Origin of the sequence: Chryseobacterium carnipullorum (assembly GCF_900142785.1) — a bacterium.
Lineage (GTDB): Bacteria > Bacteroidota > Bacteroidia > Flavobacteriales > Weeksellaceae > Chryseobacterium > Chryseobacterium carnipullorum.
In genome coordinates this window covers 195,717-208,089 of record NZ_FRCD01000004.1, presented here as the reverse complement: position 1 = coordinate 208,089, position 12,373 = coordinate 195,717, and the positions used below count along the sequence as shown (strand labels likewise).

Genomic DNA, 12,373 nt, shown 5'->3' with positions numbered 1-12,373 from the left:
CCATGCTAAAGCAGATCCGTCATTATAAACTGCCCTATATCATTTATAATTTTTTTAACAAGAAAAAGTTACAGCATAATATTCCTTTATACAAAAAATATGGAGTCAACAAAAAATACTTTTCCAGTATTTCCAGTTCTGATTTTGCGCATCTTCCGGCTTCCGAAAGAACCATTACTCATGAAAAAATGGTTAATACCGAATTTTTCAAAGGTTTAACTGCTGAAAATAAAGAAAGTGCCTTACACTACGATGATAACGGATATATGATCTTAAGGAATTTTATCAGTACAGATGATGCAGATAAGATCAATAATGAAATTGAAAAGCTTATGCAAAATGGGACGCTGAAATTTATTTATGGCGGAAAACTCATGTTTGCCATCCATCATTCTGAGATTATTAAAAATATAGGAAACAATAAAAACCTTCTGGACTTTCTTTCCGTACTATTGGATGGTCAGGCGAAGCTTTTTCAAAGTATTAATTTTATCAACGGAAGCCAGCAAAAAACACATTCAGACAGTATTCATATGACCACCTATCCGCTTGGCGGACTTCTGGGAGTATGGATTGCTTTGGAAGATGTGGATGAGACCAATGGTGCACTTCACTATATACCAGGAAGTCATAAACTTCCTTATTTTCTGAATTCTGATTATGAGAATGAAGGGGACGCATTGAGGATTGGAAAAAAGAGCTATCGGGCTTATGAAGAATTTTTAGATGGTAAGGTAAAGGAACTGGGTTTAAAAAAAGAGATTTTCAGGGCTAAAAAAGGAGATATGCTCATATGGCACGCCAATATCCTTCACGGTGGCGAGCCTCATACAGATAAAAACAAAACAAGGAAAAGTCTGGTATATCACTTTTTTGATGAAAACAGTGTATGTTATCATGAAGTGACTCAGCGACCTGCATTATTCCAGTTATAATGCCTGTCTTTTTCTCGCAAAATAATAAGTTGAATAATAATAACGGCTGAACAAATAGTTTTTTTACTTTTGCATTCTTACAGAACAAAACAAAAATGCAAATGAAAAACAGAAATATTCTTGTTTTTATTTTTTCAATCTATTTATGTGTGATGTCGTGGTATTTGTATACCCATCAGTATTACAATGTAGATCTTGAGGCTTATGCAGGTCTAATCTATAAAGCAGAATATCCCGATATGAAAATAGAGGATATCCACAAAAAGGTATATAATGAACTGAAAGGAACCAATCCCAAACTTTTCGGCATCACTCCTCAGGATGAAGAAATTGCAAAAGGCGAGAATACCTATTATAAAGTTCTTTCAGAAAATCCAAAAGCTTACGGAGAAGAACTGCAGCTGTTTTCTGTAAAACCTTTTTATAATTTTGTTAATCTGATGTTCTTTAAATTAGGTTTTAAAATTACAACTTCCGTATTTTTAACCTCAATTGTTTCTTATGTTCTGATCCTGATTTTAGTATTCTGTTACCTGATTAAAACGATAAAAAATTATCCTTTAGCATTCATCATAACGATCTTAATTTCCCTGTTCAAACCTCTTCTGGAAGCCAGCAGGCATGCTTCGGCAGACAGTTTATCCTGTTTATTATTGTTACTAAGCTTATATGTGTTTATGGTCAGAAAGAATCATCTTGCTGCTACGGTTTTTGCCATGCTGTGTATTTTAACAAGACCTGAATATTTCATTTTATACTCATTTTTTTATATCCTGGCTTATTTTTTTAAAAACAGCCTTCAGATTACAACGGTAAAACTATTTCTATCTTATGGTTATGTTTTTCTTTCCTTCTTTCTGATCCAGTATTTCAACCAGATTTCCTGGTCCACTTTATTTATGAATCAGTTTACAAAAGTTCAGATTTATCCAATATCGAATCCCGATCCATTTTATTTTCCGGACTATTTCAATTTTATCAAGAAGACTATAATGCTTGACTTCAATGGTTCCTATTTTCCGTTACTGCTATTATTCATTGTCGTTATTTTAGCTAATAAATTTTCAGTGAGCAGTAAAAAAAGCTGGGCGCAATGTCTGTTTTTCGGTGCCATTTATGCCTCTGTATTTCTAAGATTCCTTGTTTTTCCCAGTTTGGCGAACAGGATGATGATTGGTTTTTATCTCATCATTATACTGTCTCTCATCTACATTCAGAATTCTAAGACCGATATATTTAAAAACTCTTTAGAAGCCGGAAAATAATTAGTAATTTTGCGGTCTAAAATTATGACTAGTTTTTCAGGATATTTACCGTATGCTTTTGCATTGATTATCGCAATACCTTTTCTGGTTTTGCTCAGACAATTTGTACATTCTTACATTACCCTTAAAAATCAGGAGATCAAGCTTCTTTCTGTAAAATCCAATGCTGAAAATAAGGCCCATTCCTATGAAAGGATGACGCTCTTTTTAGAAAGAATAAAACCGTCAAATATTATTCAGAAGTTTGATAAAGATCTTGCAGCTCATGAATTCATCTTTCTGACCGAAAAGACTATCAATGATGAGTTTGAATACAATTCTTCACAACAGCTGTATATTACAAAAGCTTCATGGAAAAACATTGTGGATTCTAAGAATGCTTTAATAGACCTACTTCACAAAACTTATGACGGACTGAATGGAAATGCCGATCTTGAAGAATTCAAAACCATTTTCATCATGAATTATATGGAAAGCGATGACTATATTGCTGCCACAATAGAAGACCTTAGAAGAGAAATTTTAATTATAACTTAAAAAATAACAGATAAATAATGATTCCAAATTTTAAAGCACATCCATGGCATGGGGTTTCTGCAGGAGAAGATGCGCCAAATGTTGTCAACGTATTCGTGGAAATCGTTCCTTCAGATACCATTAAATATGAAGTAGATAAAGAAACAGGATTTTTAAAGGTAGACAGACCTCAGAAATTTTCCAATATCATCCCCGCTTTATATGGATTTGTTCCAAGAACCTATTGCCACAATGAAGTAATGAAACTGGCTGTTGAAGCTGGAGCTGATGATGTAACGGAAGGAGATCATGATCCGCTTGATATTTGTGTATTAAGCTCTCACAATATCCATTCCGGAGGATTATTAATGGAAGCGATTCCAATCGGTGGATTCAAAATGATTGATGGTGGGGAAGCTGATGATAAAATCGTTGCAGTAATGATCGGTGACCACGCATTCGGACATTTCAGAGATATCGCTGAGCTTCCTGAAGCAGAGGTTAAAAGATTAATGCACTACTTCCTAACTTATAAAAATTTACCGGATGAGCCTGCAAAATGCAGAATTCACGAGGTATACGGAGCTGAGCACGCCAGAAAAGTGATTGTAGCTTCTCAAAAAGATTACGCAGAAAAATTCGGAGGCTAAGAAACAGCATTCCTAAATAATTATAAAAGGCAGATGAATTTTCATCTGCCTTTTTATTGGCCAATGATTAAGATATAGACGGTACAACGATCATTTTCAGTTATGAAAGCATAAGAGTCATCCTAAAAACAGAAAATAATTTTATTTCCTTTGATAAACAGAAACTCCTTCTTTGATAGTTTCTAATACCTTGATACTTCGGATTTGTTCCGGATTAATAGTCAGCGAATTTTGATCAAGGATGACAAGATCCGCGAGTTTCCCTGATTTAATGGAGCCTTTTGTTTCCTCTTCCTGAAGTTGATAAGCTGCATTGATGGTGATTGCTTTTAATGCCTGAAGAGGGGTGATTCTTTCATCTGGTCCGAGAATTCTTCCCGAACGCGTTTTCCTGTTGACTGCCGAATACATAGCTGTAATCAGATCAGGAGGAGTTACCGGAGCATCATGATGCATCGTGAAAATAATTCCTGCCTTCAATGCAGAATTGGCGGGGCTGATAAATGAAGCCCTTTCCGGTCCGAAAACACTGGAGTAATGCCAGTCACCCCATAAATAAACATGAGTAGAAAAATAAGATGGGATGAGACCGATATCTTTAATCTTTTGAATATGATCCGGGCGGCTGTTCTGAACATGAATAAGAGTAGCCCTCAGTTCAGGTTTGTAAATGTTTTCTTCTTTTAGTTTTCCAATCACCCGTAATGCCTGATCAATCGCAGCATCACCATTCACATGAAGCTGTGCCGTAATATGGTTCTGAAACAAAGTCTTCAGATCATCATATAAAACCTGATCAGAAAAGATAGGAAAGCCTTTGTAATCTGCAGACTGACCTTCAGGTGGCACAAGATAAGGTTTTGTGAGCCATGCGGTTTTACCCTGAGGAGAGCCGTCGTCCGAAAATTTGAAGCCTCCAAGTTTTAGATGATTGTTGTACTTCATATACTTGGGCTTAAAAATATTCAGATCCTTTTTGAAGTATTCATAATCCGGGAAATAGACAATGTCGGCTTTAAAAAGATGTTCAGAAGCAGCTTTTTCCAGCAGACCTACACTTTCTCCCATTGTCCTACCGTCACAGATTGTAGTCTGGCCGTAACTCAACCATTCATCCTGAGCTTTCATGAGATTCTTAATGGCTTGATCCTGCGAATTACCTGCCTCTTTACTCATCTTTTCTGTGAGCGCAAGAAGGGCTTTAAAACTGGCATTTTCTTCTAATTTACCATTGAGTTTCCCTGTTTTTTTATCTCTTCCGTAATGTCCGCCTTCAGGATCCTTTGAAGAGTCAGATATTCCCAAAAGCTTTAGCATGGCGGTATTTGCTACACTGGCATGTCCGGAAGTATGAATAACTATAATTGGATTAGTCATACTTATCGCATCCAGCTCATCTTTGGTAGGATGCCGATGTTCCGTCATAATCGCATCATCATAGCCATTCCCTATAATCGGCTGGGTTTTCGGGGTTGAATGATCTTTAATGTATTTTTTAATGGTCATCTGAAGGTCCTGAATGGAATTGACGGTCCCGTAAGGTTCCGGAAACAGGTCTATAGCCTGCATCATTCCTGCCCGTGAAGTCAAGTGTCCATGAACGTCAATAAAACCGGGAAGTAAAACTTTACCTTTAAGATCAAAGACCTTTGTTTGATCGCCTTTATAACGATCTGCTTCTGCCTGAGTTCCTGCAAAAAGTATTTTGCCATTTTTTAAAGCAATCGCCTCTACTTCAGGTGTTGCATCTTCCATGGTTAAAATAGTTCCTCCGAAATAAAGAACATCTGCTTTTTCTTTAGGCATTCTGTTTTGACAGTTGACCATAAGAAATGCTGAAAAGACTAAATAAATTAATACTCTCATACTATATTCTGTTTTGTGGTGTTCTTTAAATTTACGAAAAAAGATATTATAACACAAGGCTTAATAAAACCATGGAATTTTTATTATATTTATAAAACTAATTACTATTTATTAATATAAAAATAATAAACTATGGATTTGTTCTATTTAATTCCGGTTTTTGGCGTCATCGCCTTAGTATATACTTTCCTGCAGAGTAACTGGGTAAGTAAGCAGAATGCCGGAAATGAGAAAATGAAAATAATCAGCGGACATATCGCTGACGGTGCCATGGCCTTTCTGAAGGCTGAGTACAAGATTTTAACCTATTTCGTGGTCGTAGTGTCTATCCTGCTTGCAGTGATGGGATCCAGCAATTCCAATTCTCACTGGAGTATTGGTCTTGCTTTTGCCGTGGGAGCCGTATTTTCAGCTCTGGCAGGTTTTATAGGAATGAAAATCGCGACAAAAGCCAATGTGAGAACCGCAGAAGCTGCAAGAACTTCATTGTCCAGGGCTTTGAAAGTTTCCTTTACCGGAGGTTCCGTGATGGGAATGGGGGTTGCCGGACTGGCCGTTCTTGGTTTGGGATCTCTCTTTCTGATCATTAAACAGATCTTTGCTCCCGACGCTACAGTAGATTCCCATGAAATGGAAAAAACGATTGAAATTCTCACCGGGTTCTCTTTGGGTGCCGAATCCATTGCCCTTTTTGCAAGAGTAGGTGGAGGGATCTATACCAAAGCGGCCGATGTTGGCGCTGACCTGGTTGGAAAAGTGGAAGCAGGAATTCCTGAAGATGATCCGAGAAACCCTGCTACAATTGCCGATAACGTAGGAGATAATGTAGGAGATGTGGCAGGTATGGGAGCCGATTTGTTTGGTTCATATGTTGCCACGGTGTTGGCCACAATGGTTTTGGGCAGAGAAACGATGTCTGATGATTCTTTCGGAGGATTTGCTCCTATTCTCCTTCCGATGCTTATCGCCGGGACAGGGATTATTTTCTCTATGATAGGAACTTTATTTGTAAGAATTAATGATAATGAAGGCTCATCTACTTCCAGCGTACAGAACGCCCTGAATCTGGGGAACTGGGGAAGTATCGTGATTACAGCCATATCTTCATATTTCCTGGTCAACTATCTTCTTCCGGAGAAAATGACACTCAGAGGACATGAATTTACTAAAATGGGAGTTTTCGGAGCGATAATGGTAGGATTGGTGGTAGGAACCTTGATGAGCATCATCACGGAATATTATACAGCCATGGGTAAAAGACCTGTTTCCAGCATTGTAAGACAGTCTTCTACAGGACATGCAACGAATATTATCGGGGGTCTTGCAGTAGGGATGGAATCTACATTGCTTCCGATCCTCGTATTAGCAGGGGGTATCTATGGATCTTATTTATGTGCCGGACTTTACGGAGTGGCCATTGCCGCAGCCGGAATGATGGCTACCACTGCCATGCAGCTCGCGATTGATGCTTTCGGACCTATTGCAGATAATGCCGGAGGAATTGCTGAAATGAGTGAGCTTCCAAAAGAAGTCCGTGAAAAAACAGATATCCTGGATGCCGTTGGAAATACTACAGCAGCCAGTGGAAAAGGATTTGCCATCGCTTCTGCTGCGTTGACAGCATTGGCTTTATTTGCTGCTTTTGTAGGCATTGCAGGGATTGACGGTATTGATATTTACAGAGCAGATGTTCTGGCAGGATTGTTTGTAGGCGGAATGATTCCATTCATATTCTCGTCACTGGCCATTACAGCAGTAGGACAGGCAGCGATGGCGATGGTAGAAGAAGTAAGAAGGCAGTTCCGCGAAATTCCGGGGATCTTGGAAGGAAAAGCACAGCCTGAATATGAAAAGTGCGTTGCCATATCCACCGATGCTTCCATCAGAAAAATGATGCTTCCCGGAGCGATCACCATTATTTCCCCAATTTTAGTCGGTTTTATTTTTGGACCTGAAGTTTTGGGAGGATTTCTGGCAGGAGCAACCGTATGTGGCGTTCTGATGGGAATGTTTCAGAATAATGCCGGAGGTGCCTGGGATAATGCTAAAAAGTCATTTGAAAAAGGCGTTGACATCAATGGTCAGACGTATTACAAAGGGTCTGAGCCTCATAAAGCTTCCGTAACGGGAGATACAGTGGGAGATCCGTTTAAAGATACTTCAGGACCGTCAATGAATATTTTGATCAAACTAATGTCTATTGTTTCATTAGTCATTGCACCCACATTGGCAGTGATCCATAAAGATAAAATTGAAGCCAATAGAAAGGCTAAACTGGAAAGCCTCACAAAAGCTTATAATGCCAGTTCATCTAAAGCGTATGCAGGAGTTCAGGCAACTCCCGTTTCTACAAAAGAGATTAAAGGACAGCTCAATGAAAACGGAGATTTTGTCTATGAGACCGGGGCTATTCAGGAAATAAAACTGAAAGGAGGAAAAACCATCACATTGGGTGAAGGAAGCAGATTGTTCCAATTGTACAATGCGGTGAATCAAAAAGATAAAAGCATAATTGATCCGAATAACTGGTATACGCTGGAAAACCTTTATTTTCAGACAGGATCAAGTGATCTGAAAGCAGGTTCTGAATTACAGCTGAATAATCTTGCCGAAATTTTAAATGCGTATCCTGATTTAAAAATAAAATTAGGTGGTTATACCGATAATACCGGTAATGAAGAAAGCAATCAGAAATTATCAAACCTAAGAGCTCAGACCGCCAAACTGAAACTTCTTGAATTAGGAATTTCATCAGACCGGGTAGAAGCCGAAGGCTACGGCTCGCAGCATCCGGTGTGTGAAGCCAATGATACCGATGAGTGTAAAGCAAAAAACAGAAGAATTGATGTAAGAGTCCTGACTCTTTAAAACCAAATCAGTTTGTAAGATATTCAAAGCACCGCCTCAGGCGGTGCTTTTTTATAAATATCAACTTTTTTCGGTTTAATAAATTAGAATTAATAGGGATTATCTTTAAAATTTGTAGGATGAATAGATTGTTTTTCACGCCTACAGATTTTTTTGCAGATGTTCAAGAGCATGGATGATCAGATCATCTTTTTTAGCAAAGCTGAAACGGATATAATCAGAATTTTGCCGGGAGTTATAGAATGCAGAAAGGGGAAGGCAAGCCGTTTTTTTCTCTACTGTAAGCCATTTTGAAAACTCTACATCGGTCATTGTTTTAGAAACATTTCTGAAATTAACGATTTGAAATACACTTCCTTCTGCTTTTTTTGTTGCTTCCAGTGGCGTGAAGGCAATCATTTCATTAAATAGATCTCTTTTCCGCTCCATGATATCCCTGTTTTCAAAGGGATCAAAAACTTCCAGATATCTGGCCAGAGCATATTGGGCAGGTGCATTCGCACTGTAAGAAATATACTGCTGATGACATCTGAATTTTGCAGTCAGAGTTTCTGAAGCAAGAAGATAGCTGACTTTCCAGCCGGATGTATGGAACATTTTTCCAAAAGAGAAAATACAGAAAGTTCTGTTTTTCAGTTCAGGATGTAGAAAAGAACTGTAATGTTCAAGTCCGTCATAGCAATACGTATCATAGATCTCCTCAGAAATCAGATAAATTTCCTGATGTTGTATCAATTCATACAGCTGTTGCCAGTCACTTCGCGTAAGAATCGTTCCGGTAGGATTTTGGGGTGAATTGACGATAACGGCTTTTGTTTTTTCAGAGATACAATTTTGAAACTTTTCCCAGTTGATGGTGAAATCATGTTCAAGGTCATAATATACAGGAGTGCCCCCATTTAAAACAACAGAAGGCCCATAAGTGTAGTAGGAAGGTTGAATAATAATAACTTCATCTCCTTGATTTAAAATAGATTTAAGGGCCGTATATAAAGCAAAAGTTGCACATGGAATAATGGTGACTTCATTTTCCTGGAGCTTTATACCATTAACTCTTTTGGCATTGTATCCCATGATATTTTTGATCAGCAAAGGATTTCCTGCAAGTGGTTCATATTGATGACATGGATGATCTGCAGCTTCTTTTAAAAATGAAGTAAGACGCCTGTCAATATCAAAATCGGGAAGTCCCAGCGAAAGATCGAAGCTATGATGTTTTGTGGCAAGTTCAGACATTTCCGTGAAAAAGGAATAATGTGTAAATCCGTAAATTTTTTCCATCTATTTTGCAATTATATCAAATATAATAAAATTAGACATTCGTTAAATTATTATCTGAAAATATATTATTTCGTTTAACGAATCCTGATTTCAATACGTTTTTACTTTGTTAAATATTGAAATTTTTTATCTTTACCAATGATTTAAATGCTATACAAACGATCATACAAATGAAAAAAAACATTCTTTTATTTTCTTTCGGTTTTTGCACCTTAATAAATGCACAGACTTCCCCTCCAATAATTAAAAATCCGTTAACCACAACCAATGGCTTGAAAATCAATTCAAGAAGAGGAACACTCATTGAAAAGCGAATTTTTGATCTGGCTAAATTCAAAAATTTGAATATTCAAAAAATCGTAACAAAGGATATGTCCGATAGTTCTGCAGAAAGTGTTCTTGGAATAATGTATGAATACGAAACCTTTGATACGGTTTCAAAAAAAACATTAACCATCGAAAAGTCCGAATTATCCAAATTAATCCAATCTCTTCAAACTTTAGAACAAAAGGAAAATGAAACTAAATTGGATCAGGAAACAAAATATAAATTTCTGACAATGAGTAATATTGAATTTGGAGGTATTTACAGTGAAAAGCAAAAAAGCTGGATCAATTATATAAAAATACCTTCCGCTCCATATAATCAGAGTTTAAATGAATTTAGTAAAGATGAAATGAAAGAACTGATAAAAATTTTGAAAAACGCTGAACAAAATCTTTGAGACAACTTGAAATCAAAACAGTATAATTTAACCTGATTATTTAAAAGTCTACAATTTTATAATCCTGACTGGATAGAGTTAGGATTTTTTTATTTTCAGACTAGGCTTTGAAAAACCATCAATTGCAATGAGCCAGTGTAATATTGCATGTCGAATTCAATAAAATTTGTTATTTTTAAGCAAATTATTATCATATGAAAAAAATACTGATCCCGTTGTTGGGCCTGACTGTACTGGTCAGTTGCGGAACAGCGAAAACTTCCGAAGGAGCTTCAGCCCAGTCATCATCCGTAGCAAAAGCTGACAAAGCTTTTCTGTCTGCCTATAAGACGATTAAGGCAGATGAGTTAAAGAAAAACTTATATGTCATTGCTGCTGATGATATGGAAGGAAGAGATACAGGAAGCCCGGGACAGAAGAGAGCGGGTGAGTATATGATTAATTATTATAAAAGCCTGGGAATTACTCCACCAAAGGCATTAGGATCCTATTACCAGAAGGTTCCCGCTGAATTTATGAAAAAAAGAGGGGGTGGAAACCTTCCTGATTCTGAAAATATACTGGCTTTTATCGAAGGAAGCGAAAAACCTGAAGAAATAGTAGTAGTTTCTGCCCATTACGATCATGTGGGAACCAAAAATGGAGTAGTGTACAATGGAGCTGATGATGATGGAAGTGGAACTGTGGCGGTTATGCAGATCGCAAAAGCTTTTCAGGAAGCTAAAAAGGCAGGAAAAGGACCGAAAAGATCAATTTTATTCCTTCATGTAACAGGAGAAGAACATGGCCTGTTTGGTTCCGAATACTATACCAGTAATCCTGTATTTCCACTTGCGAACACCGTGGTTGATCTGAATATTGACATGATTGGCCGTGATGATGCCGAAAACAGAGGAAAGCAGTACGTTTATGTCATCGGTTCCGAAATGTTGAGCTCACAGCTTAAAGTCATCAATGAGGCAGCCAATAAGAAAACGAACAATCTGGAATTAAACTACAAATATGATGATCCTGCAGATCCCGAGCAGCTGTATTACCGTTCAGATCATTATAATTTTGCGAAAAATAATGTTCCGGTAGCCTTTTTCTTCGATGGGATCCATGAAGATTACCACAAGCCGACAGATGATCCTGAGAAAATAGATTATCCGTTATTAGAGAAAAGGACACAGCTTGTTTTTGCGACGGCATGGGAAATTGCCAACAGAGCAGAGAGAATTGTGGTAGACAAGAAATAATGTATGGTGTTGGTTAATGCAAAGGTGTAGAGAAAATTACTTTAAATAATAAGTCATAATGATTTTAAAATCAATTGATTGTTTTTTTTACTTGATTTTTTTTCAGAGATAAAATCCGTCTTTGCATTCACCAACCTATATATTCAGAATAAACAGACTTTAGCCCATTGTATAAAAAAACAACCAAAAACATACGGTTCTAATCCAAGACATCAATGAACATTATCATCCGTGAAGCCAGAAAGGAAGATATTCCGCAAATTCAGGTAGTCAGAAATTCCGTGAAAGAAAATACACTTTCTGATCCTGCACTGGTAACTGATGCAGATTGTGAAGAATTCCTTTTTAAAAGAGGAAAAGGGTGGGTATGCGAAATAGAATCACGGATGGTAGGTTTCTCTATTGCAGACCTTAAAGAACATAACATCTGGGCCCTTTTTTTACATCCTGATTTTGAAAAACTCGGAATAGGAAGAAAGCTTCATGATATCATGCTGGATTGGTACTTTGAACAGACTACAGAAAAGGTGTGGCTGGGAACTGCGCCGGGAACAAGAGCCGCAATCTTCTATCAAAAATCCGGCTGGGAGGAAACCGGGAAGCATGGAAAAGAGATCAGGTTTGAAATGACTTTTAATCACTGGAAACATATCAAATCATGCAACAAAACGTAAAATCGATCAGACCGTTTATCGGAGCCGAAAATTTCGAGATAAGCAGAAGTTTTTACAAAGACCTGGGATTTGAGGAAGTTATTCTTGAACCTAAATTGTCATTATTTAGAAGACAGGAAACAGGGTTTTATCTTCAGGATTACTATGCTAAAGATTGGATTGACAATACGATGATCTTTATGGAAGTAGACGATACGGATGATTTCTGGAACGAACTTCAGACGTTACAGCTTCCTGAAAAATATAAAGGGGTAAGGTTGACCCCTGTAAGGACAATGGAGTGGGGAAAGGAATGTTTTGTCCATGATCCGTCCGGAATTTTATGGCATTTCGGAGAATTTTTTTAATGACAAAT

Annotated in this window: 11 protein-coding genes; 9 read left to right on the top strand and 2 right to left on the bottom strand. The window is 37.4% G+C overall.

The window, feature by feature from the left end; translation table 11 throughout:
* Window positions 1-2 precede the first annotated feature (2 nt).
* The 4 genes from BUC06_RS06350 to BUC06_RS06335 all read left to right on the top strand — a co-directional run bounded on the left by BUC06_RS06350 (window position 3) and on the right by BUC06_RS06335 (window position 3,366).
* Complete coding sequence (locus tag BUC06_RS06350) at window positions 3-935, top strand: phytanoyl-CoA dioxygenase family protein (protein ID WP_073331312.1); 933 nt, start codon at window positions 3-5, stop codon at window positions 933-935.
* Between the two features lie 101 nt (window positions 936-1,036).
* Entirely contained in the window at window positions 1,037-2,200 is a 1,164-nt protein-coding gene (locus BUC06_RS06345; RefSeq protein ID WP_073331309.1) for a hypothetical protein, read from the top strand.
* Window positions 2,201-2,224: 24 nt separating this feature from the next.
* Complete coding sequence (locus tag BUC06_RS06340; RefSeq protein ID WP_073331306.1) at window positions 2,225-2,737, top strand: DUF7935 family protein; 513 nt, start codon at window positions 2,225-2,227, stop codon at window positions 2,735-2,737.
* A gap of 17 nt (window positions 2,738-2,754) precedes the next feature.
* A complete protein-coding gene (locus tag BUC06_RS06335) occupies window positions 2,755-3,366 on the top strand; it encodes an inorganic pyrophosphatase (RefSeq protein ID WP_073331303.1) in 612 nt (203 codons plus the stop codon).
* Window positions 3,367-3,507: 141 nt separating this feature from the next.
* On the opposite strand, the gene BUC06_RS06330 is transcribed toward BUC06_RS06335, so the two are convergent.
* On the bottom strand, window positions 3,508-5,232 hold the full coding sequence (locus tag BUC06_RS06330) for an amidohydrolase (protein ID WP_073331299.1): 1,725 nt from the start codon (window positions 5,230-5,232) through the stop codon (window positions 3,508-3,510).
* Between the two features lie 132 nt (window positions 5,233-5,364).
* Here BUC06_RS06330 and BUC06_RS06325 point away from each other — a divergent pair, with 132 nt between their 5' ends.
* Window positions 5,365-8,100 (top strand): sodium-translocating pyrophosphatase, encoded by a 2,736-nt coding sequence (locus BUC06_RS06325; protein WP_073331296.1) that lies wholly within the window; start codon window positions 5,365-5,367, stop codon window positions 8,098-8,100.
* 141 nt (window positions 8,101-8,241) lie between these two features.
* Here BUC06_RS06325 and BUC06_RS06320 read toward each other — a convergent pair whose 3' ends face one another.
* Complete coding sequence (locus tag BUC06_RS06320; RefSeq protein WP_073331293.1) at window positions 8,242-9,381, bottom strand: aminotransferase class I/II-fold pyridoxal phosphate-dependent enzyme; 1,140 nt, start codon at window positions 9,379-9,381, stop codon at window positions 8,242-8,244.
* A gap of 170 nt (window positions 9,382-9,551) precedes the next feature.
* Here BUC06_RS06320 and BUC06_RS06315 point away from each other — a divergent pair, with 170 nt between their 5' ends.
* The 4 genes from BUC06_RS06315 to BUC06_RS06300 all read left to right on the top strand — a co-directional run bounded on the left by BUC06_RS06315 (window position 9,552) and on the right by BUC06_RS06300 (window position 12,365).
* Window positions 9,552-10,106, top strand: coding sequence for a hypothetical protein (locus BUC06_RS06315; protein ID WP_073331290.1), 555 nt, complete (start codon window positions 9,552-9,554; stop codon window positions 10,104-10,106).
* Window positions 10,107-10,300: 194 nt separating this feature from the next.
* Window positions 10,301-11,344 (top strand): M28 family metallopeptidase, encoded by a 1,044-nt coding sequence (locus BUC06_RS06310; protein ID WP_073331287.1) that lies wholly within the window; start codon window positions 10,301-10,303, stop codon window positions 11,342-11,344.
* Window positions 11,345-11,559: 215 nt separating this feature from the next.
* Entirely contained in the window at window positions 11,560-12,018 is a 459-nt protein-coding gene (locus tag BUC06_RS06305) for a GNAT family N-acetyltransferase (RefSeq protein WP_073331284.1), read from the top strand.
* Window positions 12,003-12,365, top strand: a complete 363-nt coding sequence (locus BUC06_RS06300; RefSeq protein ID WP_073331281.1) for a VOC family protein — start codon at window positions 12,003-12,005, stop codon at window positions 12,363-12,365. Before BUC06_RS06305 ends, BUC06_RS06300 begins: the two co-directional genes overlap by 16 nt.
* The last annotated feature ends 8 nt before the right edge of the window (window positions 12,366-12,373 follow it).